Here is a 23,287-nt window from a genome sequence, read left to right as displayed (position 1 = left end):
ACTTAAGCGTCTCTTTTTTTCTTCATTTGCGGATTTAGCATATTTTTAGGGTCTAAAATTTTATCAATCTCTTCTTTTGGTAAATATCCTCTCTCCAAACAAATATCACCCACTGCTTTACCTGTTTGTAATGCTTCTTTTGCAATGCTAGCAGATTTTTCATAGCCTAACACTGGGTTAAATGCAGTTACGATTCCAATAGAGTTAAGCACAGATTGCTTGCAAGCTTCTGCATTTGCTGTTAAATGTTTTACTGCTTTTTGCGCTAAAGTTTTCATAGCATTTTCTAAAAGCACCAAAGAATTAAACAGCGCATACGCAATTCCTGGTTCTACTGCATTAAGTTCAAATTCTCCCCTCTCGCTACAAAGCATAATTGTTGTGTCATTTCCGATGACTTCATAGCAAGCTTCTTGCACGACTTCACAAATCACAGGATTAACCTTACCCGGCATTATTGAACTTCCAGGTTGCATTTTAGGTAAATTAATTTCCCCCAAACCGCATCTTGGACCAGAATTCATTAAACGCATATCGTTTGCAATTTTATTTAATCTCACTGCTGCTGTTTTTAGCGCGCCACTTACAAACACAAAATCTGCTGTATCTTGTGTTGCGGCAATTAAGTTTTCTGCGGGCTTGAAATTACCCCCCGTGATTTCATTAAGTTTTTTCTCGACAATATTTTTATAATCAGGATGGCAGTTAATTCCTGTTCCAATAGCTGTTGCACCCATATTTAGAGTTTCTACTACGCTTCTTGCATAAGTCAATCTCTCAATATCCGTCTTAATATAAGTAGCAAATGCGTTAAAAGTATTACCTAAAGTCGTAGGCACAGCATCTTCAAGCTCTGTTCTACCCATTTTAATCATATCTTTATATTCTTCTGCTTTGATCTCAAGCTCACTTTTTAGCTCTTCCATAGCTTTTAGCAAATCACCTAATTTCGTATATGTCGCCACTTTAATTGAGCTTGGGTAAGTATCATTTGTAGATTGCCCTAAATTTGTATGGTCATTTGGGTGAAGATATTGATATTCGCCCTTCTTGTGTCCCATACTCTCTAGTGCAATATTTGTAAGCACTTCATTGACATTCATATTCGTTGAAGTTCCAGCACCACCTTGAATCATATCTACAACAAACTGCTCAATAAACTCGCCAGCGATTAGTCTATCGCACGCTTTTACTAATACATCTGCTTTGTCTGCATCTAAAACGCCTACTTCTTTGTTAGCAAGTATTGCTGCTTTTTTAATTTGCGCAAATGCCTTGACAAAGAAAGGATAATCTTTTAGTTTTCTTCCGCTCATTTGAAAATTCTCAAGTGCTCTAAAAGTCTGCACCCCATAATAAACATCATCAGAGATTTCTAATTCACCAATAAAATCATGTTCTTTTCTTGTTCCCATGAAAGCCTTTCTATAAGAATCTAAATTTAAAGATTAACTCTATAATCTTTATGGAGCGAATATTACTCTTAAAAAACTTACTACTTTTTGATTTATGCTATTTAGTTTATTGTTTTAAGTCTTGCATTCAAATATTTTTCAAGATTCCTTTTTTGCGCTCATACAGCACAACTCCACCTACAACAAAAGTCGCGCATAAAATCCCCAAGGGATAAGAAAGCATTACACCAACAAAACCATAAAAATTTGGCAAAATCCCTACAAAAAGTAGTGCAAACACAAGCGTATAGGCAAACGTAATCACAAAAGAGCTAAGTGTTCTTTGGATAGATTGAAAAAATATAGCACTTACAATATTTACCCCCAAAAGCGCGTAGCCTAAAAAATACAACCGAATAGAATCTTGTGTATCCTTTAGCAAATTTACATCACGTACTGCAATATCATCAGGCAAAAACCAACTCACAAGATATGGGGAACACACATAAAACAACCCATATAACACGATTCCACCTATCAAACTAAAAAATAGACCAAATTTAAAAATCCCTATCACACGTTCCATTAGTTTTGCTCCATAATTAAAACTTGCAATAGGTTGCACACCCTGTGCCATTGATAAAAGAATCGTAAAAGGTATGATTCCAATATACATAATCACGCTATAAATAGCAAGTCCCCTATCTCCTGCAATGCTTGAAATTGTGTGATTAAAAACTAACATCATTACACTCACGCTAACTTCTGAACTGCTTTGTGGGATTCCGTTTTTTGTGGCATTTAAGAGCGCATAGATATTAAAGGAGCGCACCAAAAATAAATCACCTTTTTTACGTAAAAAATGCTGGATTAAAATACACATTCCAATGCCATGTCCTAGAAGTGTAGCTAAGGCGCTACTTGCAATTCCAAGTTCCAAAACAAATAAAAATATATAATTTAATACAATATTAGAAAATGCACCAGCCACCATTGCCGCCATTGCTAAAACAGGTTGTTTGTCATTGATTGCAAAAATATCTAGCATAGGATGCAAGACAATAATAAAAGCCCCTAAATAAATGACTTCAGTATAGTCTTTCACATAAGGCAAAAGTTGCACACTACTTCCTAACATTAAAGCAATGGAATTGCTAAAAACAAATAATACGACTCCGCCAAACACACTAGTAATTAGAGCAAAGTAAAACACAGAACTAAAAACAACTCTTGCATGCAATGCTTTATTGCGCCCTAAAAAATAAGAAGCCATTGTTGCTCCACCCACACTAAAGAGCAATTCAAAGGCGATTAACACAGGAAAGATAGGCCACGCAATTCCAATTGCAGCAAGAGCATTTTCGCCAAGTTTTTTACCGACAAAGATTCCATCGATAGTAGAATAACTAGAGAGTGCAAGCATTGCGATAAGTGCGGGTAAAAAATAAGAAAAAAATAATTTTGGGATTCCAAGTGTTTTTAAATCACCTTTAGACTTTTGCGCAGTTTGCGCCATCACCCCCTCCTAAAATCTTTAGAAATTTACGCACAATTGTAGCACAACTCCCACTTAAAAATTAACCCAAGAATTATGGAGCCTCTAACGCAATATAATGTTTGCATTTTTGAAACATTTTTTATTTTTTTGTGAAAAATTTACTTACTTTTCTAAAAATAAAGTTTCCTTCTGCTAGAATTAAGCGTTTTTTAACGCTTTTACTTTAAGATTTATACTTTTTTAGGAGGAAATGATGGCAGAAAATGTCAATCGTAGAGATTTCCTTGGTATGACTCTTGGGGCTGTTGCAGCTGTTGGTGTTGGTGCATCATTGGTAGCAATGAAGTCTTCTTGGGATCCATTACCAAGTGTTGTTTCAGCTGGATTTACAACCGTTGATCTAAGCAGTATGCAAGAAGGAGAGTATCGTCAAGTTGAGTATAGAGGCACTCCTGTATATGTGATTAGAAAAACTGCAGCAATGCAACAATGCGAACAAAGAGATGTAGTTGTTGGGGAGTCAAGCTTTAGTGTTGGGATTCAAATCTGCACACACTTAGGCTGTATCCCTTCTTATGATTCTAACTCTACAGAATTTCACTGCGCTTGCCACGGCGGTCGCTTTGATGCGTGTGGAAGACAAGTTTTTGGTCCACCTCCAGCCCCAATGAAGATTCCACCTTTTAAAATTGATGGAACAAAATTGGTGCTAGGCGAAGAGGGTCCAGAATACCAAAAACTCGTCGGCAAAGCATAAGGAGTAGCGTATGGCACAAATTCAAAAAGCAAATGGCATTATTGATTGGCTAGATCAAAGGTTAGCGGTTAAGCCTTTAATGAAAGTTTTAATGACAGAATATTGGATTCCAAAAAATATCAATTTCCTATGGGCAATGGGTGTTATTTTGGTGATTTTATTTACACTTTTGGTAGTTTCTGGGTTATTCTTACTAATGTATTACAAGCCAGATACTAAACTTGCATTTGATAGCGTAAATTACACCATTATGCAGGAAGTGGCTTATGGTTGGCTTTGGCGACATTTACATGCAGTGAGTGCTTCTGTTTGTTTCTTAATCATTTATATCCACATGTTTGTAGCAATTTATTATGGTTCTTACAAACAAGGACGTGAGATGATTTGGGTAACTGGTATGATTCTCTTTGGTTTATTCTCCGCAGAGGCATTTAGTGGCTACATGTTGCCTTGGGGACAAATGAGTTATTGGGCAGCAGCAGTTATTACAAACTTATTTGGTGGAATCCCTGTAATTGGTCCTGAGTTAGTTGTATGGATTCGTGGAAACTTCATCGTTGCGGATGCAACACTAACAAGATTCTTTATGTTACATGTTGTATTGCTTCCGGTTGTGATTATGCTTGTTATTGCTGTGCATTTTTATTCTTTAAGAATCCCACATGTTAATAATATGTATGGCGAAGAGATTGATTTTGAAGCAGAAGCAGAGAAATTTAAAGCAGGCAACAAAAAAGAATCCAAAGTGATTCCGTTTTGGCCAATGTTTTTATCCAAAGATTTCTTTGTAGCAAGCTTCTTCTTAGCGATTTTATTCTACCTCACTTGTTACCATTATAGCTTTGCACTAGACCCTATTAACTTTGACCCAGCAGACCATCTAAAAACACCTCCACACATTTATCCTGAATGGTATTTCTTATGGAGTTATGAGATTTTACGTGGATTTTTCTTCAGTGCAGATTTAGGGCTTATCGCATTTGGAATCGCAAATGTTGTATTTATCCTACTGCCATGGTTAGATCGCAGTAAAGTTGTTGCACCAGCACACAAGCGTCCGGGCTTTATGATTTTCTATTGGTTATTAGTTGCAGATATGATTATCCTAACAATTTGGGGAAAACTTCCTCCAACGGGAGCTAATGCTTACATTGGCTTTGTGGCAACAATTGCATTCTTAGTGTTGTTATTTGTATTCTTGCCAATCATCACTAAAATTGAAGATAAAAAGCAAGCTTAAGAAGGAGATTGGTATGAAAGAATTCTTAGCATTAATTATTGTTGTAGTCATTACGGGAATTATTTATTGGGGAGTTGAACCTTTTGCACATGGACAAATGTATCCAAAGATTGCTCCAGCAGACTATACCTTTGCAGATTTAAAGCCTCTTGAAACAAGTGAAGGCAACATTGCAAATGGTAAAGAGCTAGTAAGTGCAAACTGCACAGCTTGCCATTCTATTAAAACTGAAGGATTAGAATCTCCATTTGCCCCAGAAGATGCTGTTGCAGCGTATGGAGTATTACCACCGGATTTATCTTCTGCTGGGTTAATTTATGAGAAAAATTTCCTTTCTAACGTCATTAAAGATATAGCAGTTTCAACAAAACAAACACATAAATACAATGGCACACATCCAATGCCATCATACAATTGGATGAGCGATAAAGAAATTGCCGACATGGTTGCCTATCTCCAAAGCATTGCGCCAAAAGAGCTAAGCAATAAAGAAATCTTTATTGACGCTTGTGGTCGTTGCCACAATGTGCGCTATGATAAATGGCAAGCAGATGGCGGAGTAACAACTTATCTAGGCACAAAAGTTCCAGATTTATCCATGATGATTCGTAGTCGCAATATGGAATATCTCCACAACTTCATCAACGATCCACAAAAAATTCTTCCGGGGACTGCAATGCCACGCGTTGGTTTAACAAAAACTGCAGAACATCAAGTGATCACTTATATGGAATCTGTGGGTGATAGCAAAAAAGAAGAAAGAGAGTCTCTAGGCTATAAACTTGTAATCTTTATGGTATTTATGGGTGTAATTGCATACCTATGGAAGCGCAAAATTTGGAAAGATACGCACTAAAAAGCAAGGATTTTCTCGCTTTAACTTCAATCATACAAACCTTTTAGGTTTGTATTTGTTTTGACCTTATGCTCTATATCAATCTTAATCACCCTCTCCACAAACTCCAAATCTATTTTTGGTAGTGTTTGTGTTTTAGCAAAAATTACAGAATCACGCACATTTTTTTGCACTAATTTAAAAGAGTGGAATCCTGCTAAAAATGCAGAATAAAGCATACAAGAATTATGACTATAAGTGGTAATTATCACATCATCACTGCTTAACGTATATAAAGTTTTAAAATATTCAAAAGTCCATAAATGATGATTCTTTAAAGGACTAAAAGGATCTTGAAAAATCACATTGTATTTTGCTATCTTACCTTTCTTAACCTCTTTTAAAAAATCTCTTAAAATCTCTCTTGCATCACCTAAATGCAATGCCACACTAAAATCCCCTTGTTTAAATGCGGATTCTTTTGCTAATGCACTAACCATTGCTTTTGCAGTTCCAAATTCCTTAGGATAGGGATGTTGGCACAAATCACTCACAAGCTCTAGCTCTAAAGAATCCACACACACTACTCCGCTAAACCCCCATTGTTTTATCGCATAATGTAAGCCTAAAATATTAAACCCAAGCCCAAAACAAATATCTAGCACATTGAGAACTTTGACCTCTTTTTTTAGATATAAAACAGGCAGAATATGCTTATGAAGTGTTTCTTGCAAGGCTCCATCATTTACATTATGGTAAGCCTCATCAAAGTGAGCATTATAGAGTGTTACACTTGTATCTTTTGTTAGAATCTGCATTTTTTATCGTCTTTAGTGAAAATTGATGGATAATTTTATATAATTCTAGCTGTTTTTACAAAATTACAAAAGTATTGCATTTAGTAAGACTTATACGAGGAAGCACAATGGGGTTTGCAGATTTTTTTAAGAACTTTACAAAAGATGAAAGAGCCTTGCCAAAGGAAGCTCCAAGCCATTGGATTAAATGTCCTAGTTGTAATGCGCTAATGTATTACAAAGAAATTATTACCCAACACTACACCTGCCCAAAATGTAACTTTCATATGCGTATTAATCTGCAAGATAGAATCACTTTAATGTGTGATGAAGGTAGCTTCATAGAGTTTGATAAAGAGCTAAGCCCAAACGATCCGCTAGGTTTCGTAGATAAAAAAAGTTACAAAAAACGTGTTGAAGAAAATGCTAGCAAATGCGGACGACCGAGTTCTATTGTAAGTGGAGAATGCACAATAAATGGAATTAGTGCGCAAATTGCCCTTTTTGATTTTAGTTTTATGGGTGGCTCACTTGCTTCTGTTGAAGGAGAAAAAATCGTACGTGCCATTGCAAGAGCCATAGAAAAAAAACAAGGACTTATTATCGTTAGCACTAGCGGTGGTGCTAGAATGCAAGAATCCACTTATTCCTTAATGCAAATGGCAAAGACTTCTGCCGCGCTTAATGCACTAAGTCAAGCGGGGTTACCTTTTATCTCCGTGCTAAGCGATCCAACAATGGGAGGAGTGAGCGCATCCTTTGCGTTTTTGGGCGATGTGATTATGGCAGAACCTGGTGCAATGATTGGTTTTGCAGGAGCAAGGGTGATTAAACAAACTATTGGCACAGATTTACCACAAGGATTCCAAACTGCGGAATTTCTACTTGAGCATGGACTTATTGATATGATTGTCCAACGCAAAGATATGAAAAAAACCATTGCTCAAATATTGGAGTATTTTACAGCCCAAGCATAAAAATCCTATGATAAAAGTTAATATCTATTATATTGCAAAAAATAATAAAGATTTAAGCACTACGCTTTGTAATGAATTTGCTACCCTTTGTGCAAACTTTGGGGCAAAGATAGAGTTTATTAACCTCTTCTCCAAACACATTAAAGAGAGTCAAAAACAAGAACCACTTGAAGCACAAAAATCCTATACACAGGCTTTTTTAAAAGTTTTAAAGCAAAACACTTACAAAATTGCTCTAACACCAAATGCTAGAACTTTGGATTCCTTTGCTTTTGCAAAAATCTTACAAGATAAGGGAGAAGTTGCATTTTTTATCGGCGGAGCTTATGGGCTTGAAGAAAATTTTACCCAAAATTGTAATACACAAATCTCACTCTCACCATTGACATTTAGTCACAAGATTACTAAAGTGGTGTTAAGCGAACAAATTTATCGTGCATTTTGCTTACTCAATAATCATCCATATCATAAATAAAGGGAAACAGATGCGACAAGAGGAATTGGAAAACTTTAAAAAGGTATTACTACAAAAGCGCCAAGCAATCCTAGATAACAATCTAGAGCATTGCAAATCTATGGAAAATATACGTGGTTTATCCTTTGATGAGGCTGACCATGTTGCAATGCATATGAAAAACACTCTAGATAGCTCAATTTTTACAAACCATAACACAGAACTTGAATACATTGATTCTGCCCTTACAAAAATCGAACAAGACACTTATGGAGTCTGTGAAATGTGCGATGAGCCCATTGCAAAAGAGCGCTTAAAAGCAAAACCACATGCAAAATATTGTATAGTATGCCGAGAAATTGTAGAAAAAAATTCAAAGGATTAATATGAAATTTAAGTATTACATTGGTGCATTATTTGTCTTTATTGTGCTCTTAGGACTTTATGTTTATAGCTTAAGTGGAGAAAGCTACACTTTTATGCTCCCATTTAGCACAAGAAGCATCACTTTACCTGTGGCTATTTGGTATATTTTACCTGTTGTTGCATTTTTTATTATCGTTGTGTTTTTGGAAGCAGGTGGCACATACAGAATGTGGCGCAAACGTACAAAATATAAAAACGACTATAAAATCCTGCTTGAGCAACTAGAAAATCAACTTCTAGGGAAAAATTCCACACTCAAGCAACCCACAATGAATCGCTATAAATCCCTCTCTATTTTACTAAATAACCTAACCTTTGATGTTAAAGAAGGGGTTGCACTAAAAAGTGGCGAAGCTAGAATAGATGAACTTATTGAGCTTTTAGGAGATTTAAAGCGCGGAGAATATGTTAATTTAAAAAAGTTTAATCCTAATGATAAATCACCTTTTGTGCGCCAAAACACACTTAACCAAATCCAACATGATGAGAAGTTTGCTACAGAAGTGCTAAAACGTGCGAACTTCGATGAAACATACAAACGTGCAGCCCTAAAAAAGCTCCTTGAAAGCGACAATCTAAAAGATATTAAGCGCTTTGTTGGTGCAGTAAAACTCAATAAAGATATTACAAACATAATCCTTGAAATGTGCTATGCAAAGAAAATAGACTTTAGCAATAAAGAAATTGCTCAACTTTGTGCAGAAGTAGGGTATAGCAAGCAAGACTATTTATTGCTTGCTCAAAAGATGAAAGAATGCTATGAACCTGAAAGTTGGGTAGGTTTATTTGAAGAATTAGCAACCCAAGATGAAAAGGCTGAAGTCGCGTATTTTTATGTTCTACTAGAACTTGAAATGCTAGAAGAAGCAAGAGAACGTTTAAAAACGCATCTGGATAATGAATTACTAAAGGTGCGCGCATATTTGGATTTAAAAGATTTTGGAAAGAAATATCCGCTAGAACTTTTCTTGCTTGATTAACTTATCTAAATTTAGATTCTATTTTTTTAAAGCCCTCTATTAATTTTTTGCTTTCCTTTGCATAAAGGAAAGCCTTAATTTCTTGACTCTAACTTTGACCTAATTTCAAACTAATTCCCCATAACCATATTTTTCTACGACAAAATCAATATCCTTATCCCCTCTGCCGCTAAGATTAATTAGAATCTTTTTACCCTTTAGTTCTGGAGCAATTTTTAGCGCATAGGCAACAGCATGACTAGATTCAATTGCTGGAATAATCCCTTCATTCCTGCTTAACTCAAAAAACGCATTAATGGCTTCTTTGTCCAAAATTGTCGCAGTTTTTGTGCGCTTAATACTCTTTAAATATGCATGTTCTGGTCCCACACTTGGATAATCAAGCCCGCTTGCCACGCTATACACAGGTGCTGGTTCACCATTTTTGTCTTTTAACATTATAGAGTTAAATCCGTGCATCACACCCTCGCTTCCATAACTAAGACTTGCTGCATGCTGCCCAAGCTTACTACCTAGCCCTAATGGCTCAACGCTAACAAGCTCAACAGGATCATCGATAAACCCACTAAAAATCCCCATCGCATTACTTCCTCCACCTAAGCAAGCTGTTACAATATCTGGCAACTCTCCCGTCATTTCTAAAAACTGCTCCCTAGATTCCACACCGACAATGGCTTGAAAATCACGCACCATTTTAGGAAAAGGATGAGGACCAACTACAGAGCCAATAGCATAAATAGAGTTATCCAAATCTTTCAAATATGCTTCAAATGCAGAATCCACAGCTTCTTTTAGTGTTTTTGCGCCAAAGCTAACAGGCACAACCTTAGCCCCTAAAATCTTCATTCTAATAACATTTGGATGCTCTTTTGCAATATCCACTTCACCCATATGAATTTCACACTCTAGCCCAAAATACGCTGCAGCCGTTGCTAGAGCTACACCATGTTGTCCAGCTCCAGTTTCTGCGATAAGTTTTCTTTTGCCCATAAATTTTGCTAAAAGTGCCTCACCCATACAATGATTTAATTTATGCGCTCCTGTGTGATTTAAATCCTCTCGCTTTAGATAAATCCCAGCTCCACCGTATTTTTTTGTTAAGTTGTGCGCAAAGTAAATTGGTGTAGGACGACCTTGAAAATGCTTCCTAATTTTGCGCAATTCCGTAATAAAATCACTATTTTTCGCAATTAAATCATAAGCTATGTTAATTTCATCCATTGCCTTTTTAATTGCACTTGGCACGAAACTTCCACCAAAGCTCCCAAAAAATCCTTCTGCATTTGGAAACTCTTTTAAATAAGGTTTTTGCATATCTTCTCCTTTTATGTTTTTCTTTTGGTTGTTAGCTTCATCATCCAACTATTACTCCAACCAAATAATACTAAGATATAAAATACTTTGCGCACCTCAAAATATGATTCTCCATTGACAAACTTAAAATCTCCAAAGAGCATTACAAGGAACACCACAAGCAATAAAAACACATTAAAATATTCATAGGAATCTATACTACTATAACGTTTAAAGCAGTAATGCCCCACAAAATAAAGTCCTAAGCAAAATAATCCTAAATCCACATAGCCATACATTCCACTTTTAAAAAATGGTGTAATTGCAAAACCAAAAAGCGCACAAATCATTACATTAAAACTCGGCTGAGTCAATTGCAAAACCTTTCCAATAGCACTTTTGTCAAAACTTAAATTAATAAGATACGCAATAAAGGGAAGCAGGATAAAAAAGCAATAGAATAAATAATCCGTGATGATTTGATATGCATTTTTATAAAAAATATTTTCATTATTTAGAGCAATGGAGTCCTCAAGAGAGAAAATATCTAAAAACACGCGCTCTAGCAAAAACATCTCACTATAAAGCAAGAATAAAAAACCGCACAGCACAACCCCAATAGCAACGCTATACAGCTTTGGTAGATGGCTAATATAAATACGCACAATATTAAAAATCGCTACAATCACACTACAAGTTAATAAAACGATTCCAATATCAAAATATACCCCAAAAGGTTGCGTAGTTAGACGAAACATTTGCCCAAACTCATCAAAACAGCTCGTTAAAACTAACATTAGAATCGTAAAAAGTGCTAACACAAAATACAAAGAGGTAAAAACTAAATATGGGATAGTAATTTTACGCATTCTTTAACCTTTATGGATTTTTTTGGAAATACCCATCCACACCATCAGCAATTCCTAGTGCAAGTGCTTTTTGGTAAGCACTTTGATTAATGCGCTTACCCTCTGTTGGGTGAGTAATGTAGCCCACTTCTAAAAGCACAGAAGGCATAAGCGCACCCACAAGCACCCAAAAAGGTCCCTCACGCACACCACCATCTATAATACCTTTATACTTTTGACGCAATTCTTGAAGTATTCCGTATTGGATGTCAATAGCAAGCTTATTAGAAGCTACAATTCTTTGTGTGTTTAGTGTATTTAAAAAGGATTGTTTGGAGAAATAATTCATCACTTCTGTATCATCTTTATTTTCTAAAGCCGCCACTTTCTTAGCGCGTTCACTTCTTGCAGTAGAAAGAAAATAGCTCTCAACCCCCTCAAACTTCGCCTTATTCTCCGCAATTGCATTAGCATGGATAGAAATAAACAAATCTGCATTTTTATTATTTGCAAAAGTCGTTCTTTGACGTAATCCAATAAACACATCTTTTTGCCGTGTCATATACACCCTATAACCACGTTTCCTAAGCTCATCACTCAAATATTTGCCAATCTTTAGCACTATGGCTTTCTCACACACTTTCTCCACACCAATCGCCCCACAATCCTTACCGCCATGACCTGGATCTACAACAATAATCTTACCTTTTGTCGTAGCTATTTTTTGTGGTGTTTTATTAATTCTAGATTCCACCTTTTGCGTGGCTTTTCTATCAAACAATGCAGCAATGGAAATGCTATCTGTTTGCATCTTTAGGTTTGGAATCCTAAAGTTTGCACGCTTTTTTTCAACATCTAAATCAATCTCTGCTCGCTTTGGAAGCGCAATAACAAGACGCACTTTCTCCTTAGAATTTTGTGCGATTTTAATGCTTGCATTATCTTGAAAATCAAACACTCTTGCAGAACCCAAGAGCTCTGCGTTAATATCATACACATAACGAATTGCATCTTTATTTTCTAATACAAAGCGCTTAAAAGCATTCTTTTTAATATTTGTATTAAAATCTAGTGCGATTCCATCTTGTAGCTGCTTAACAGCTGTAATTTTCAAATCTGCTAAAAGCAGTGTAGAACATAAGCAAAACGCAATAATCAGACGTATCATTGACTTAATTCATTAATGATTTCTTGCACGCTTTGGATTTTTTCAATTCTATATCCATTTGCCCCAGTGAAATACAAGCCATTTTCTGAATCGCCCAAATAACCATCACCTAAACCATCTGCAATGCAATAACCCACTTTCTTTGCCTCTTCGCCCCTATGGCAAGGAGCAACGCAATTACTAATACAAGCAATCTTAGGCAACCTACCCTCTCTTAATCCCTTAATTACACCCGTAACAACTGCACGTGCTGGGTAACCAACTGGAGATTTAATCAATTCAATGTCCTCTTTTTTTACTTTTGGCATAAGCGTGTTATAAAAGCTTGCATCACATTCTTTAGCACCCAAAAAGCGAGTCCCCATTTGCACACCACTTGCCCCAAGCTGCATAATGCTATCAATATCTTTTCTATCCCAAATCCCTCCTGCAGCAATAAGTGGAATCTCCCCCCATTTCTTACTCTCTTCTAGCACTTCAGGCACAACCGCCTCTAGCTGATGTTCTGGCTTAAAGCAGTCCTCATAGCTCACCCCTTGATGCCCACCACTTAAAGGACCCTCTACAATAACTGCATCTGGAATCCTTTTATAGCGCCCTTCCCAACGCTTACATAGAATCTTTAATGCTTTAGCTGATGAAACAATTGGAATGAGTGCGACATTTGGAAAATTACTTGTAAATTCGGGCATATTTGTGGGCAATCCAGCCCCTGTAATAATCGCATTAGCACCTGCTTCACACGCGTCCCTTACCACACGCCCATACTCATTAATCGCATAAAGGATATTCGCACCTAATGGATTCTCGCCACAAATTTTTCTAGCATTTTTAAAAATCTCAAACAAGGATTCCTTAGAATAGAAATTTAACGTATCAAATGGGCGATTCTTGACTGCTTTTTGGATAAATGCACTTTTTTGATAATACCCAGTCCCCACACACGACACGATCCCCATAGCTCCTGTTTTTGAGACACTTCCTGCAAGTTTATCCCAACTAATCCCAACTCCCATTCCCCCTTGAAAAATAGGAATCTCAATTGTGTATTTACCGATTTTTATGGGTTTTAGTGTCGTATTTGGCATAAATTTCCTTTTATTTAATAATCACTTTTACAAACTTGCGTTTTCCAACCTGCAAGACATATTCGCCCTCTTGCAAATTTAACTTAGAATCCTCTACTTTTTGACCATTTAACTTTAAAGCACCTTGTTTAATTGCACGTAATGCTTCAGAATTAGAACTGCATAATCCACACTCTTGTGTCAATTGTGCAATCCAAATTCCTTTTTCTTTTATAAATGTTAGCATATCACTTGGTAACTCGTCTTTACTAAAAACTCTTGCAAACTCTTCCTTTGCCGCAATTGCAGCATCTCTATCATAATAACGTGTGATAATCTCTAGGGCTAAATCTTCTTTCACTGCTTTTGGGTGCAACTCTCCATTTCCTACACCTTGTTTTAGTGCTTCAATCTCTTGTAGGCTTTTTGTGCTTAAAAGCTCATAATAGCGCCACATTAAGGAATCTGAAATGCTCAAAAGACGTCCAAACATTTCCTTTGGCTCTTGCGTGATGCCTACATAATTTCCAAGGCTTTTACTCATTTTCTGCACACCATCTAAGCCCTCAAGCAATGGCACCATCACAACAGACTGCTCTTTTTCTAGCCCATACGCGCGTTGCAAATGACGACCCATAAGTAAATTAAACTTCTGGTCTGTGCCACCAAACTCAATATCACAATTTAGAGCCACTGAATCATAACCTTGCAAAAGCGGATAAAAAAACTCTACAATACTAATTGGGTTTTGCGCTTTAAAACGTTTTTCAAAATCATCACGTTCTAGCATTCTTGCAACTGAAAATTTTGCTGCAAGCTCAATCATTCCGCGCGTCCCTAAAGAATCTAACCATTTAGAGTTAAACACAATCTCCATTTTAGAAGAATCAAGCACTTTATAAACTTGCTCTTCATAAGTTTTAGCATTTTGTAAAACTTGCTCTTTACTTAGAGGCTTTCTAGTCTCACTTTTACCAGATGGATCGCCAATCATTCCTGTAAAATCACCAATGAGAAAAAATACTTTTGCGCCATATTTTTGAAAGGTTGCTAACTTTTGCAAAAGCACAGTGTGTCCTAAATGCAAATCTGGAGCCGTTGGATCAAATCCTGCTTTAATGGTGTAAGTTTTGCCCTCTTTAAAATACCTTACTACGAGTTCTTTAATATAATCAAATCCAATAATCTCCTGCACACCGCGTTTAATCTCTGCTAAAGCTTCATTGATTTTGGATTCCACACACATTTTCTCTCCCTTAACTTGCATACGCGTCTTTTAGCGCATACACATCAATAATTTTATAGTTACTGCCAAGCAAGCTTCTAATTGCTTTTAAGTCTGAAATATTGCTTTCAAAGCGCAACTCACAATGTGTCGCATAAGTGCTTTTTTGCGAACCTAACTCCACGCCTAGCACATTAATATCGTGCTTTGCTAAAAATGTCAAAAAGTTCGCTAACACGCCCTTTTGATTCTCCAATGCCACAATTAATTTATAAGCCTGAAGCTTATCTTCTAGCCAATCTACATAGAGCATTTTAACGCCCTTTTGGATTTCCAAATACGCTCTATCGCAAAGTTTATGATGCACAAAAGCTTTAGAACCACTTTTAAAAGCAATAATGGAATCCCCAAACTTTGGATGACAACAATAATCAAACACTGCTTGATTAATTGTATGGTTTGTTTGAATCACAAGGTTATCAAAATGCAACTCTTTTAATTTTAGGATTCTAATTTTAATCTGTTCCAAAAACCCAGCATTTTGACGATAGTCATTCTTAATACGATTCTTAATATCTTTAAGATAACTAATATCTGTCGTTGCGCGATACACCAAATCTTCAAGATTATTTTGCACGACATAATTTTCAATCTCTTCTGCGCTCTTCCCAAAGATTGTAGCAATGATATTAATTGCACTTTTGCGCTCAATCTCCTTAATCCTGCTAGCACAATTCATCTTTAATTGACTTTTTGCGCGCGAAGTTTTTACTGCATCCATCCAAGAACAGCGCAAAATCGTATCTTTTGCGGTAATAATTTTGACAATATCACCACTTTTAAGTGTTGTTAAGAGTGAAGTTTTTTGATTATTAACATAAGCTTCTTTTGCGCGATTCCCAACTTCTGTATGCACTGCATAAGCAAAGTCAAGCACTACTGCACCAATAGGCAAGGAATAATTATCACCATCGGGAGAAAACACCACAATATCTTCTCTATACAAATCGTTTTTCACAAGCTCGTAAAACTCCTCGACAGAGTTGTTTTGGAACTGCAATTTATTAAGCCAATCAAGGCTAGGACCGCTATTACCACCGGTTTTGTATTTCCAATGCGCTGCAATTCCATATTCTGCGCTCTTATGCATATCCTCTGTGCGAATTTGCACTTCAAAAATCGCAGAATCGTCAAAAAGTGTGCTATGAATTGTTTGGTAACCATTCTCTTTAGGTAAAGCTATATAGTCTTTAAAACGCGACATAATGGGCTTAAAACGCAAATGCAAGATTCCAAGCACACGATAGCACTCTAGCGGAGATTTCACAATCACACGAATTGCTAGTAAATCTAACACCTCATCAATTGAGATTCCTTTGCGTTGCATTTTTAGATAAATAGAATAATGCCTTTTCACACGACTTGCAATCGTAAAATCCCCCTCTGGAACTCCACCTTGAATCAAGCTTTTTTTGACCTTTTGAATAAAGGCATTAAGTTTTAATTGAATTGTTTGTTTATGACTTTGAAAATATGTGTCAATTTTGCGATAATCTTGTGGAAAAATATAGTAAAAACTTCTATCCTCTAACTCATTTTTAAGCGAGGAAATCCCAAGTCTATGGGCAATAGGAGCATAGACAACAAGTGTTTCTTCTGAAATTCTACGTTGTTTATTTGAAGCAAGCGCATCAAGTGTCAGCATATTATGTAATCTATCACAAAGCTTTACTACAAGCACACGCACATCTTTGACTGAAGTAATGAGCATTTTTCTAAAGCTTAGAGCCGCAACAACTAGCTTTTCATTAGAATGTGAGGAGGGAAACTCTTCTGCGCGAATTGCTACAATTTTGGTTAGACCATCAACTAAAGATACCACATCTTCACCATAATCACGTCTTACATCCTCAAGCGTATAATCCGTATCTTCCACCACATCATGAAGTAGTGCAGCACACACCATTTCTTCATCTCCGCCAAAATACGAAACAATACATGCCACAAGTAACGGATGCACAATATAAGGTTCTCCGCTTTTGCGCTTTTGCAATTTATGTGCTTCTGTTGCAAAAGTAATTGCGTTTTGGATATTTGGTGTCATCTCCACCATAGAATACAATAACTCCAATGCCGCTTTTGGACTAGAAATCTCTGCAATTTGCTCTAAAAACTTCAAACTCTACCTTAATCTACTTCTTAAAAAATTCTTAGTTTTGAACCTCTTCAATTTTGTCTAAGCCAATTTTTCCTTCTGCTACTTCAAGTAAAGCAATATCGGAGAGTTTATCCACTTTCACATCTTTATTTACAAGTGGTTTTGCACCACGACTTAGCTCATCAATTCTTGTAAATAAAATATTTGATAATAAATATCTATCCCCATTAACTCTATCTAACGCCGCTGAAGCAATTTTTTCAATTCTCATTATTCTTTTCCTTTTATAAACTTATTAGCCGAATACTTTTGAGCACACTGCGCCAAAATCACCTTGAATGACCTTTAACAAATTCCCAGCGCGCAACATATTGCAAACCACAATAGGAAGATTATTGTCCTTTGCAAGTGCGATAGAAGTATCATCCATCACCTTAATATCATCTCTCAAAGCCTGTTCATAGCTAATTTTCTCTAGCATTACCGCATCACTAAACTTCGCGGGATCTTTATCATACACACCATCAACCTTTGTAGCTTTAATAATCATCTCCGCTTCAATTTCTACTGCGCGCAGTGTCGCTGCCGTATCTGTAGTAAAAAACGGATTCCCAGTGCCTGCAACAAAAATCACAACACGTCCCTTTTCTAAATGTCTAATTGCACGACGATTAATGTAGCTCTCACATACTTCTTTAATCTCTAGCGCACTTTGCACACGCACATCAATACCATAATACTCCAATGCTTCTTGCATTGCTACACCATTAATTACGGTTGCTAACATTCCCATATGGTCTCCACTTGTGCGACGAATCAATCCTCCCTTTGAAGCACTCACACCACGCACGAAATTCCCACCACCAATTACGATTCCAACTTCAATGCCATTTTCCACAAGCGTTTTAATCTCACTTGCTAAATAATCTAAAATTTTACTTTCAATTCCAAAGCCACTCTCACCAGCCAACGCCTCCCCTGAATACTTAACTAAAACGCGCTTTGCCATTTGCTTTGCCTTTATTTTAATAATAATTAAAGTTCGGAATTCTAGTCAAAACTTACTTAATAATCATGTAAATTTCTTAAATCACTTGCCAATTTCATCATTTTTTTGGCGCAATTTCTCAATTTGTGTTTGTTGTAAAATATATGCTTTTTGCAAATGCAGACTAGGACTATTAACATTGACTTCAAAATTGCTTTGCCCAAAACTTTCAAATTGCCTAAAGTGCTGCTTAGCACCCGTATTTTCAAACTGCAAATTCTCTAAAGTTTTAGAATGCAGCTCTTCACTTAAGGAATCTAAATGCCCTTTTAAACTCCTTTTTAGCTCCTTTTGCAAAGGTGTCTCTAGTGCTTCTAAAACTTCTTTTTCATCTAAGTTTTTGGATTCCAAAGAAGTTTTATTAGATTCTACATTAGAATCCTTTTTAGATTCCATGTTATCAGAACACCCAACAAAGACTAACACACAACATAAAATCAAAAATCGCAAAGTAAAACCTTAAACTAAATTAAATCCAAAATTCTCCCTTTTATCCGCTTTAATCTTTCTTAGCTTATTGTTTATTTCAAGCTTTTTTTGGTATATTTACATATGCAATTTAAATATAAATAGGGCGTAAATGCACTCCCTAACCCAAAAGAAAATTTTAAACTTAAAAACACATAAGCTGTTGAACTTCACTACGTATTGAAGCAAAAGGGCATCTATATGGTATGGACTCGATACTCAAAACCAAAAACCATTTTTCTTAAAGAATTTATCAAAAACAAATCGACAGGTGCTTTGTGCGCTAGCTCACAAAAACTTGCTAGAGCCATGATTAAAGATGTGGGCTTAGAAAACGCTAAAAGTATCGTAGAAATAGGAGCTGGAACAGGTTCATTTACGCAATTAATCCTAAAAGAAAAACCTCAAGATGCATTATTTTTTGCTATAGAACAAAATCCTTTGATGGCTAAAGAACTTTTAAGCAAATTTACAAATCTTGATTGTGAAGTTTGCAATGCGAAATTTTTAGCGCAAATGCTAGAAAAGAGAGGTTTAAACGCTGTTGATTTAGTGATTAGCGGCATTCCTTGGACAATACTTAAAAACGAGGAACAAGATGAGTTATTAGCCCTAATCCATAAAAATCTTAAGCGCGGGGCTTATCTATCAACTTTTCTTTATGTTTTACCAACTCTAGCAAAAAGAAAATTTACCAAAAAACTTTATGCAAATTTTAGCGAGATTAAAACCTCAAAACTTGTTTATGGAAATATTCCTCCTGCTATTGTGTATTATTGCAGGAAGTGAATTTTCATAAAAACTTTTAAGGTTTTTATAATTTCAAATACTAGAATCTAAAAAACACATTAATTATCATAAAGTGGCTTACTTAGTGATATTTAGAGAGTATGGATTTTTACTAGATTTTTAAGGAAACAGATGAAAAATCTCTTTTTGGACACACGCACACTTGATAGGCGCGCAAACGCAGAATTTAAACTCTCAAGTGAAATTCTAATGGAAAATGCAGCAAGAGGAATGTTAGAGTTTTTGCTCCCTAAACTTAACCCAAATTCCAAAATTCTGCTTGTTTGTGGAAGTGGAGATAATGGTGCAGACTGCCTAGCTCTTGCAAGAATGCTTTATGGAATTTGCCACTTAAGTGTGCTATTACCACTTAGCGCAAAAAGTCCCCTATGTATCGCACAACTAGAACGTTTAAGGGCGATTACAAAGAGTGATTCCTCTGCGCATATTAAGTTTTTAGAACAGCTAGAAGGAGAGTTTGATATTATCATTGATGGACTCTTTGGTGCTGGATTTAAGGGAGCATTAAATGCAGAGTTTTGCACTCTTTTAGAAACATTAAACCAGAAAAACGCCTTGAAAATTGCTTGTGATATTCCAAGTGGAATCCAAAATAGCGGAATCGTGAATGACGGAAACATTAATATTGCTTTTAAAGCTGATTTTACACTGACAATGGGTGCTCTAAAATATGCTCTTTTTAGTGATTTAGCAAAAGACTTCATCGGAGAGGTAAAACTCCTTAATTTAGGGATAAGCGAGAATATTTTTAACCAAAATTCTACAATAAAACTACTAGAGCGCAACGATTGCAAACTTCCAAAACGAAAGCACCAAAACACGCACAAAGGCGATTTTGGACATTTATGCGTGTTTTTAGGCAAAAGAAGTGGTGCTGGGATTTTATGTGCGCTAAGTGCGCTAAGAAGCGGAGCAGCGTTAGTTAGCACATTACAAGAAAATCAAATCCCAAATCTTCCCTTTAGTCTAATGCACACAAAAGAGATTCCACACAACACAACGGCAATTGCGCTTGGAATGGGACTAGGTAGGGATTTTCCACTAGAGCATTATCTACCGCACTTGCAAAATATCCCTTTACTTTTGGATGCGGATATTTTCTACAATAACTCCTTTACAACCCTACTAGATACGAATCCAAACTGCATTCTAACCCCACACCCTAAGGAATTTACACAAATTCTAAATGCGCTAAATCTTGCCAAAATCTCCACGCAAGATTTACAAAAAGATAGAATCTCTTTTACGTTAGAATTCTCACGCGCATATCCTAGCACTACACTTGTCCTAAAAGGTGCAAACACTATAATTGCGCACGCAGAAAATCTCTATATTAATCCCTTTGGCAACAACACTTTAGCAAAAGGTGGAAGTGGGGATGTGTTAGCAGGAATGATTAGCGGACTTTTAGCACAAGGTTATAACCCTTTAGATTCCGCAATTAATGGGGTTTTAATGCAGAGTTTCTGTGCGGAATCTTTTTTAAAAACATCGCATAATTTTTCACTAAATCCCCTTGATTTAATTGAGCAAATCCGCTACATTTAGACTAAAATTTAAAAAAGGATTCCTATGCAAACTCCTGATAGCCCCCTAAAAATAGGCAATAAAACATTTCAGAGTCGCTTAATTGTCGGTAGTGGTAAATACAAAGATTTTCAAACTACTTTTGATGCGACAATTGCTGCAAAGGCAGAAATGATAACTGTTGCCGTGCGTCGCGTCAATATCACAAATCCCAATGAAGAAAATTTACTAGATTACTTCAAAGATAGTAATGTTCAGTTTCTCCCAAACTCTGCAGGCTGCACAAAAGCAGAAGAGGCAATCACGCTCTTTCGTCTAACTAGAGAAGCCACAGGGATAAATTTTATCAAGCTTGAAATCATCGGCGATACACAAAAAACACTTTACCCAGACACGATAGAAACGCTCAAGGCTTGTGAAACACTAGCAAAAGATGGCTTTTGCGTGTTAGCATACACCAACGATGACCCCATTCTTGCAAAAAAGCTTGAAGATGCTGGAGCTAGTGCGGTTATGCCTCTTGCTGCACCAATTGGTAGCGGACTTGGAATCCAAAACCGCTACAACATTGCCTTTATTAAAGAAACCATAAAAGTGCCTGTTATTGTTGATGCGGGTGTAGGTTGCGCTTCAGATGCAGCAATTGCTATGGAGCTTGGTGCGGACGCTGTGCTAACAAACACCGCTATTGCACAGGCTAAAAATCCTATTTTAATGGCACAGGCAATGTGTGATGCAGTGCGCGCAGGAAGAGCTAGTTACCTTGCAGGCAGAATCCCTAAAAAACCCTATGCAACTGCAAGTTCTCCTACAATTGGACTAGTGGAGTTTTAACTCCATTTTTTCATATCTTTATTTTTCAATTTGCAAACTTTATTATCTTTATTTCTTCATCATTTAGCTTGTAGAGCTTATAGACTAATTTATCAATTGAGATTCTTCGCTTTTTGCAAAAGGTCAGAATGACAAGAATCCTTGATTGTAAGAATCTCCTCTACTAAGGCGATGATAGAATTTACGATTTACCTATGATTTTTAATGTTTCCTAGTTTGACAACGGAAGTAATAATTGCAGGGATGATGCAAGCAAAAGAAAGCCAAGCATTCACATTATTTATAGCAAGATATACGCCAAATCCTAAACTCCCAATGATAACAATAAATGCTGTTATAGCTCCTAAACTTTGCAAACCATAAAACCAACGCATACTACTCGTCCTATTCTTTTGTTCTTGTTTTTCTATCTCAATGATTTCTTTATCCATTTGCATTTTGTGTTCGGCTGTTTTTTCGAGCAAAGCAAGAGCACGGTTTGCTAGAGGTTCGGGGAGTTTTCCTATGGCATTAAGCTCATTTTCCATAAAAATATTGTTTTGGATATTAAGTTGATTTTGTGGATTTGTATTGTTAGAATGACTATCTTTTCTTGCAGGTTTTTTATTCATTTTTGAGACTTATTCTTTGTTTTTGGTGATTCGTATTGATTTGCTTGTGGGTTTGCATTTGTTTTTGTTGAATCTCTTGTGCAATTTGTCCATATTTTTTGGGTATGACAGGTGATGGTGTAGCAGTAAATCCATTTACATAGCCTTCTAAAAACCCATCAATGTATATATTCGTATTAGAATCTTTTTTGCGTAAAATACCAAACCTCAACCATTTTAAATCTTTCATTGTTTGCTCTTTTGTTCTTATTGTCTTTACATTTTAACATAATGACAATAAATTTTTAGCTTATTTTGATGATTTTTATTTCTTCATCATTTAGCTTGTAGAGCTTATAGACTAATTTATCAATTTGGGATTCTAATGCGGTTGTGTCAAAGGTGGAATTATTTTTGTCATATTGAGGTTTTTGCGTAGCAAAAGCCGAAATATCTCTTTTGGTTTGTTGAGGTTCTTTGCCTAGAGATTCTTCGGCTAACACCTCAGAATGACAAGGTGAAGATTCAGCATGACAAGCCTTAAGGCTTAGAATCTCCTCTACTAAAGCAATGATAGAATCTACTAAATAACGATTAGATTCTGTGATTTTAGGGATTGGGAGCTTTTCTATATAAATCTTTGCCCCATATATCCCATTGCCTAAAGTCGCAGCATTATTCTTAATCCAATGTTTTGCAATACTAGAATTAAGAGTTGCTAAAAGATACTTCATCATTAATCCGTTAGGACTTGTTATCATAAACATAGAATCAAGCACATAATATCCAGCTTCATCATAAGAGAAGCAAAGCTCATTTGAAATCCTATTCCATATAATTTTCCCGCAATACGCATGTGAAAAATCCGCAGAGATAGAATCGCTTGTTTGCTG

Annotated in this window: 25 protein-coding genes; 10 read left to right on the top strand and 15 right to left on the bottom strand. The window is 36.2% G+C overall.

Annotation, left to right across the window (positions count from 1 at the left end; genetic code table 11):
- Positions 1 to 2 precede the first annotated feature (2 nt).
- Positions 3 to 1,415, bottom strand: a complete 1,413-nt coding sequence (locus K4G57_RS01965) for an aspartate ammonia-lyase (RefSeq protein WP_221531575.1) — start codon at positions 1,413 to 1,415, stop codon at positions 3 to 5.
- 127 nt (positions 1,416 to 1,542) lie between these two features.
- The gene (locus K4G57_RS01960; RefSeq protein ID WP_221531576.1) at positions 1,543 to 2,910 is read right to left on the bottom strand and encodes an MATE family efflux transporter; all 1,368 of its coding nucleotides are present in this window, start codon (positions 2,908 to 2,910) and stop codon (positions 1,543 to 1,545) included.
- A gap of 235 nt (positions 2,911 to 3,145) precedes the next feature.
- On the opposite strand from K4G57_RS01960, the gene K4G57_RS01955 reads away from it, so the two are divergent.
- The 3 genes from K4G57_RS01955 to K4G57_RS01945 are packed head-to-tail and all read left to right on the top strand — an operon-like array spanning position 3,146 to position 5,745.
- Entirely contained in the window at positions 3,146 to 3,649 is a 504-nt protein-coding gene (locus K4G57_RS01955; RefSeq protein WP_221531577.1) for a Rieske 2Fe-2S domain-containing protein, read from the top strand.
- A gap of 10 nt (positions 3,650 to 3,659) precedes the next feature.
- Positions 3,660 to 4,889 (top strand): cytochrome b, encoded by a 1,230-nt coding sequence (locus tag K4G57_RS01950; protein WP_221531578.1) that lies wholly within the window; start codon positions 3,660 to 3,662, stop codon positions 4,887 to 4,889.
- A 13-nt stretch (positions 4,890 to 4,902) separates the two neighbouring features.
- Positions 4,903 to 5,745: a c-type cytochrome gene (locus K4G57_RS01945; RefSeq protein ID WP_221531579.1), complete on the top strand. Its 843-nt coding sequence runs from the start codon at positions 4,903 to 4,905 to the stop codon at positions 5,743 to 5,745.
- Between the two features lie 26 nt (positions 5,746 to 5,771).
- Here K4G57_RS01945 and K4G57_RS01940 read toward each other — a convergent pair whose 3' ends face one another.
- Complete coding sequence (locus K4G57_RS01940; RefSeq protein WP_221531580.1) at positions 5,772 to 6,542, bottom strand: MnmC family methyltransferase; 771 nt, start codon at positions 6,540 to 6,542, stop codon at positions 5,772 to 5,774.
- Positions 6,543 to 6,649: 107 nt separating this feature from the next.
- Between K4G57_RS01940 and accD the strand changes: the two genes are divergently transcribed.
- From accD to K4G57_RS01920, 4 genes are read left to right on the top strand one after another with little or no spacing between them, the layout of a single operon-like run.
- Positions 6,650 to 7,498 carry an acetyl-CoA carboxylase, carboxyltransferase subunit beta gene (accD, locus tag K4G57_RS01935; protein WP_221531581.1) on the top strand — a complete coding sequence of 283 codons (849 nt, stop codon included), beginning with the start codon at positions 6,650 to 6,652 and terminating at the stop codon, positions 7,496 to 7,498.
- Between the two features lie 7 nt (positions 7,499 to 7,505).
- Positions 7,506 to 7,973: a 23S rRNA (pseudouridine(1915)-N(3))-methyltransferase RlmH gene (locus K4G57_RS01930; protein ID WP_221531582.1), complete on the top strand. Its 468-nt coding sequence runs from the start codon at positions 7,506 to 7,508 to the stop codon at positions 7,971 to 7,973.
- 10 nt (positions 7,974 to 7,983) lie between these two features.
- Positions 7,984 to 8,337 carry an RNA polymerase-binding protein DksA gene (dksA, locus tag K4G57_RS01925; RefSeq protein ID WP_221531583.1) on the top strand — a complete coding sequence of 118 codons (354 nt, stop codon included), beginning with the start codon at positions 7,984 to 7,986 and terminating at the stop codon, positions 8,335 to 8,337.
- Between the two features lies 1 nt (position 8,338).
- On the top strand, positions 8,339 to 9,358 hold the full coding sequence (locus K4G57_RS01920) for a hypothetical protein (RefSeq protein WP_221531584.1): 1,020 nt from the start codon (positions 8,339 to 8,341) through the stop codon (positions 9,356 to 9,358).
- 105 nt (positions 9,359 to 9,463) lie between these two features.
- Here the strand turns inward: K4G57_RS01920 and trpB are convergent, their stop codons facing one another.
- From trpB to K4G57_RS01875, 9 genes are all read right to left on the bottom strand, one after another.
- Complete coding sequence (trpB, locus tag K4G57_RS01915) at positions 9,464 to 10,672, bottom strand: tryptophan synthase subunit beta (RefSeq protein ID WP_221531585.1); 1,209 nt, start codon at positions 10,670 to 10,672, stop codon at positions 9,464 to 9,466.
- An 11-nt stretch (positions 10,673 to 10,683) separates the two neighbouring features.
- Positions 10,684 to 11,520 carry a hypothetical protein gene (locus K4G57_RS01910; protein ID WP_221531586.1) on the bottom strand — a complete coding sequence of 279 codons (837 nt, stop codon included), beginning with the start codon at positions 11,518 to 11,520 and terminating at the stop codon, positions 10,684 to 10,686.
- A 10-nt stretch (positions 11,521 to 11,530) separates the two neighbouring features.
- Positions 11,531 to 12,667: an N-acetylmuramoyl-L-alanine amidase family protein gene (locus K4G57_RS01905; protein WP_221531587.1), complete on the bottom strand. Its 1,137-nt coding sequence runs from the start codon at positions 12,665 to 12,667 to the stop codon at positions 11,531 to 11,533.
- Complete coding sequence (locus tag K4G57_RS01900) at positions 12,664 to 13,755, bottom strand: nitronate monooxygenase (RefSeq protein WP_221531588.1); 1,092 nt, start codon at positions 13,753 to 13,755, stop codon at positions 12,664 to 12,666. Before K4G57_RS01900 ends, K4G57_RS01905 begins: the two co-directional genes overlap by 4 nt.
- Positions 13,756 to 13,765: 10 nt before the next feature.
- Positions 13,766 to 14,974 carry a tyrosine--tRNA ligase gene (gene tyrS, locus K4G57_RS01895; protein WP_221531658.1) on the bottom strand — a complete coding sequence of 403 codons (1,209 nt, stop codon included), beginning with the start codon at positions 14,972 to 14,974 and terminating at the stop codon, positions 13,766 to 13,768.
- A gap of 16 nt (positions 14,975 to 14,990) precedes the next feature.
- Positions 14,991 to 17,138 carry a RelA/SpoT family protein gene (locus tag K4G57_RS01890; protein ID WP_221531589.1) on the bottom strand — a complete coding sequence of 716 codons (2,148 nt, stop codon included), beginning with the start codon at positions 17,136 to 17,138 and terminating at the stop codon, positions 14,991 to 14,993.
- Between the two features lie 31 nt (positions 17,139 to 17,169).
- Entirely contained in the window at positions 17,170 to 17,388 is a 219-nt protein-coding gene (locus K4G57_RS01885) for a DNA-directed RNA polymerase subunit omega (RefSeq protein ID WP_221531590.1), read from the bottom strand.
- 24 nt (positions 17,389 to 17,412) lie between these two features.
- Positions 17,413 to 18,126 (bottom strand): UMP kinase, encoded by a 714-nt coding sequence (pyrH, locus tag K4G57_RS01880; protein WP_221531591.1) that lies wholly within the window; start codon positions 18,124 to 18,126, stop codon positions 17,413 to 17,415.
- 81 nt (positions 18,127 to 18,207) lie between these two features.
- Positions 18,208 to 18,615 carry a hypothetical protein gene (locus K4G57_RS01875; protein ID WP_221531592.1) on the bottom strand — a complete coding sequence of 136 codons (408 nt, stop codon included), beginning with the start codon at positions 18,613 to 18,615 and terminating at the stop codon, positions 18,208 to 18,210.
- Between the two features lie 219 nt (positions 18,616 to 18,834).
- Here K4G57_RS01875 and K4G57_RS01870 point away from each other — a divergent pair, with 219 nt between their 5' ends.
- The 3 genes from K4G57_RS01870 (at position 18,835) to K4G57_RS01860 (ending at position 21,804) form a co-directional block, all read left to right on the top strand.
- Positions 18,835 to 19,422: a class I SAM-dependent methyltransferase gene (locus K4G57_RS01870; RefSeq protein WP_236033166.1), complete on the top strand. Its 588-nt coding sequence runs from the start codon at positions 18,835 to 18,837 to the stop codon at positions 19,420 to 19,422.
- 132 nt (positions 19,423 to 19,554) lie between these two features.
- Positions 19,555 to 20,991 carry an NAD(P)H-hydrate dehydratase gene (locus K4G57_RS01865; protein WP_221531593.1) on the top strand — a complete coding sequence of 479 codons (1,437 nt, stop codon included), beginning with the start codon at positions 19,555 to 19,557 and terminating at the stop codon, positions 20,989 to 20,991.
- Between the two features lie 24 nt (positions 20,992 to 21,015).
- Positions 21,016 to 21,804, top strand: a complete 789-nt coding sequence (locus K4G57_RS01860) for a thiazole synthase (RefSeq protein ID WP_221531594.1) — start codon at positions 21,016 to 21,018, stop codon at positions 21,802 to 21,804.
- Positions 21,805 to 21,992: 188 nt separating this feature from the next.
- Here the strand turns inward: K4G57_RS01860 and K4G57_RS01855 are convergent, their stop codons facing one another.
- Genes K4G57_RS01855 through K4G57_RS01845 form a run of 3 tightly spaced genes read right to left on the bottom strand, consistent with a single transcriptional unit; the run spans position 21,993 to position 23,269 of the window.
- Entirely contained in the window at positions 21,993 to 22,415 is a 423-nt protein-coding gene (locus K4G57_RS01855) for a hypothetical protein (RefSeq protein ID WP_221531595.1), read from the bottom strand.
- Positions 22,408 to 22,644, bottom strand: a complete 237-nt coding sequence (locus K4G57_RS01850; RefSeq protein ID WP_221531596.1) for a hypothetical protein — start codon at positions 22,642 to 22,644, stop codon at positions 22,408 to 22,410. Before K4G57_RS01850 ends, K4G57_RS01855 begins: the two co-directional genes overlap by 8 nt.
- Before the next feature lie 55 nt (positions 22,645 to 22,699).
- Positions 22,700 to 23,269, bottom strand: coding sequence for a TaqI-like C-terminal specificity domain-containing protein (locus K4G57_RS01845; RefSeq protein WP_429913077.1), 570 nt, complete (start codon positions 23,267 to 23,269; stop codon positions 22,700 to 22,702).
- Positions 23,270 to 23,287 lie beyond the last annotated feature (18 nt).

Origin of the sequence: Helicobacter turcicus, from assembly GCF_019711685.1 — a bacterium.
GTDB lineage: Bacteria > Campylobacterota > Campylobacteria > Campylobacterales > Helicobacteraceae > Helicobacter_D > Helicobacter_D turcicus.
This window is presented reverse-complemented; position numbering and strand designations above follow the sequence as displayed.

Coding starts and splice junctions, on each gene's coding strand:
- K4G57_RS01855 (WP_221531595.1), bottom strand. CDS start 22,415: ATGAATAAAAAACCTGCAAGAAAAGATAGTCATTCTAACAATACAAAT.
- K4G57_RS01870 (WP_236033166.1), top strand. CDS start 18,835: ATGGTATGGACTCGATACTCAAAACCAAAAACCATTTTTCTTAAAGAA.
- dksA (WP_221531583.1), top strand. CDS start 7,984: ATGCGACAAGAGGAATTGGAAAACTTTAAAAAGGTATTACTACAAAAG.
- accD (WP_221531581.1), top strand. CDS start 6,650: ATGGGGTTTGCAGATTTTTTTAAGAACTTTACAAAAGATGAAAGAGCC.
- trpB (WP_221531585.1), bottom strand. CDS start 10,672: ATGCAAAAACCTTATTTAAAAGAGTTTCCAAATGCAGAAGGATTTTTT.
- K4G57_RS01950 (WP_221531578.1), top strand. CDS start 3,660: ATGGCACAAATTCAAAAAGCAAATGGCATTATTGATTGGCTAGATCAA.
- pyrH (WP_221531591.1), bottom strand. CDS start 18,126: ATGGCAAAGCGCGTTTTAGTTAAGTATTCAGGGGAGGCGTTGGCTGGT.
- K4G57_RS01945 (WP_221531579.1), top strand. CDS start 4,903: ATGAAAGAATTCTTAGCATTAATTATTGTTGTAGTCATTACGGGAATT.
- K4G57_RS01900 (WP_221531588.1), bottom strand. CDS start 13,755: ATGCCAAATACGACACTAAAACCCATAAAAATCGGTAAATACACAATT.
- K4G57_RS01865 (WP_221531593.1), top strand. CDS start 19,555: ATGAAAAATCTCTTTTTGGACACACGCACACTTGATAGGCGCGCAAAC.
- K4G57_RS01960 (WP_221531576.1), bottom strand. CDS start 2,910: ATGGCGCAAACTGCGCAAAAGTCTAAAGGTGATTTAAAAACACTTGGA.
- K4G57_RS01940 (WP_221531580.1), bottom strand. CDS start 6,542: ATGCAGATTCTAACAAAAGATACAAGTGTAACACTCTATAATGCTCAC.
- K4G57_RS01920 (WP_221531584.1), top strand. CDS start 8,339: ATGAAATTTAAGTATTACATTGGTGCATTATTTGTCTTTATTGTGCTC.
- K4G57_RS01965 (WP_221531575.1), bottom strand. CDS start 1,415: ATGGGAACAAGAAAAGAACATGATTTTATTGGTGAATTAGAAATCTCT.
- K4G57_RS01930 (WP_221531582.1), top strand. CDS start 7,506: ATGATAAAAGTTAATATCTATTATATTGCAAAAAATAATAAAGATTTA.
- K4G57_RS01910 (WP_221531586.1), bottom strand. CDS start 11,520: ATGCGTAAAATTACTATCCCATATTTAGTTTTTACCTCTTTGTATTTT.
- K4G57_RS01850 (WP_221531596.1), bottom strand. CDS start 22,644: ATGAAAGATTTAAAATGGTTGAGGTTTGGTATTTTACGCAAAAAAGAT.
- K4G57_RS01885 (WP_221531590.1), bottom strand. CDS start 17,388: ATGAGAATTGAAAAAATTGCTTCAGCGGCGTTAGATAGAGTTAATGGG.
- K4G57_RS01860 (WP_221531594.1), top strand. CDS start 21,016: ATGCAAACTCCTGATAGCCCCCTAAAAATAGGCAATAAAACATTTCAG.
- K4G57_RS01955 (WP_221531577.1), top strand. CDS start 3,146: ATGGCAGAAAATGTCAATCGTAGAGATTTCCTTGGTATGACTCTTGGG.
- K4G57_RS01905 (WP_221531587.1), bottom strand. CDS start 12,667: ATGATACGTCTGATTATTGCGTTTTGCTTATGTTCTACACTGCTTTTA.